This is a genomic window from Bradyrhizobium sp. Unk1 (assembly GCF_059512345.1).
Map to the genome: position 1 here is coordinate 1 of NZ_JCAMOP010000153.1, position 2,000 is coordinate 2,000.

2 pseudogenes are annotated in these 2,000 nt (G+C 59.2%); both read left to right on the forward strand.

The annotated features are described in order from the left end of the window. Positions 1–268: pseudogene (locus tag AC5ZFO_RS47790) on the forward strand (integrase core domain-containing protein); the annotation flags it as partial. 904 nt (positions 269–1,172) lie between these two features. Continuing rightward, positions 1,173–1,927 (forward strand): annotated as a pseudogene (locus AC5ZFO_RS47795) (DDE-type integrase/transposase/recombinase); the annotation flags it as partial. Between the last annotated feature and the right edge of the window lie 73 nt (positions 1,928–2,000).

Here is a 2,000-nt window from a genome sequence, read left to right on the forward strand (position 1 = left end):
CTCAGACCCAGGGAAAGATCGAGCGCTGGCATCAGACGCTGAAGAACCGCATCCTGCTCGACAACTATTACCTACCCAGTGATCTCGAGCGTCAAGTAGGAGCCTTCGTTGAACACTATAATCACGTCCGCTATCATGAGGGCATGACAACCTCACGCCAGCCGATGTCTACTTCGGCAGGGCTGAGGCGATCCTCGCAGCACGAAACCGCATAAAGCGCGACACCATCGCAAACCGCCGCTTGCAGCATCAACTGCAGGTCGCTTAAACTCTAACCCTGATGAGCCAGAGCCTCCCTTCTCAAAAAGCCTGACCAGTCTCAAATTATCTGACGACGGACAAACGACGCGCTTCGAAGCGTCGTTGGGGAGGGAGCTTTCGGTCAAGTCAGCTGGGATAATTCGAACATTCTTTCGGCAAGCGGGCAGGTGAGCCATCGCCTGGATCTCCGCACAGTCGTTCTTCAAGGCTTCCCGTTCTGCCGCAGGTGCGACAGACTTTGCAGAAACAATCGTAACCATTCCGGGCTGAGGTGCAATGCAGTGGTAGCCATCCATGGCGTAGAGGCACCTCACGTTTCGGAGCTCGATAGGCTGCCCGATGAACTTTGCAGGGGCAGCGTAAAGGTCATCTAAATCAACGATCTTGAAATCGTTCGGGCTGAAGTACGAGACGAATTCTCTAATGTTCGCTGTTTCCAGCCCGGGGGCGTCCGCAGCGGGCGCGAGCCGCGTCGAACAGAGTACGATTGTAGCTCCAAGAAGGTGCGTAAGCCTCTTCCGCTTAAGAAAGGTTCGCCCCCGCACCTTCGGAGTCGGCCTTCCCTTTTGAATGATGAATCGGCGCAATTTTGCTGCAACCTCTCAGCCGTGATGTCCTATGGGCGTACCGTCGGAACGTGTTCAGTTAAGGGCATTCCGAGTGAGTGATGCGGCCCCACCAATTCCGGTAGGCGCCGCGCGGCCCCTATCACGGCGACTCGCTTGGCGACCGCGAATGAATCGGAACAACGCGTGACACCGGGTCAAAGGTGGCAACCTATAATGCGAGCGTCGCGTTCCAATTCAGAAAGGGGCTCGCCTCAAATAGCTCGCATTCCTACTAACGAGGTATCCCTGCCAGCTTCTGATAATTGATGTATGACCGAGCGGGCTGACGAGAAGCTGTCGAGACAATCCCGAAGAGATAATGATGCGGGCTCTCGGCGTTCCGCAGAGGGGGCGGGCGATGGCGCGGGTGCACGACGATCCCTGTCATTTTGGACAGGTGCGTCCCGCGTGCATGTCCTGCTCAAGCGGGAGGGCTATAGGGTCAACCACAAGAAGCTGTTCCGGCTGTACCGGGAAGAGAAGCTTGCAGTGCGCCGCCGTGGCGGCCGCAAGCGCGCCATCGGGACCAGGGCGCCGATGACGCCGAACGAGCGCTGGTCGCTCGACTTTGTGTCGGATCAGCTGACCTGCGGCCGCCGCTTCCGCGTCCTCACCGTGGTCGATGACTGCACCCGCGAGTGCCTGGCGCTGGTGGCCGATACCTCGCTCTCCGGCATCCGCGTAGCCCGGCAACTTGACCGGCTGATGATCGAGCGCGGCAAGCCGAAAATGGTGGTCAGCGACAACGGCAGCGAGCTGACCAGCAACGCCATCCTGACATGGGCGGATCAGAGCCGCGTCGCCTGGCACTACATTGCGCCGGGCAAGCCCATGCAGAATGGCTTCATCGAAAGCTTACGTCGCTGGCTCAGACCCGCGTCGCGCTCGGATGCTGGCGCGCCGATTATAACTACACACGACCGCACTCACAGCTCGGATGGAAGACACCCTCCGAGTTCGCCTTCACCTGCCACCCGCGCCGGGATCTGGCGCTGCGCTATGCCGATGGCTCCGCGCCAGCTCCCGTCGCTACCACCGCCCAACTGGGCAAATCCTGACGTGCCCCCGCCAAATTAGGCCAGTTTGAACTGGAATTTTCCATTTATGATCCCCTGACGGGGACGAGGAGAG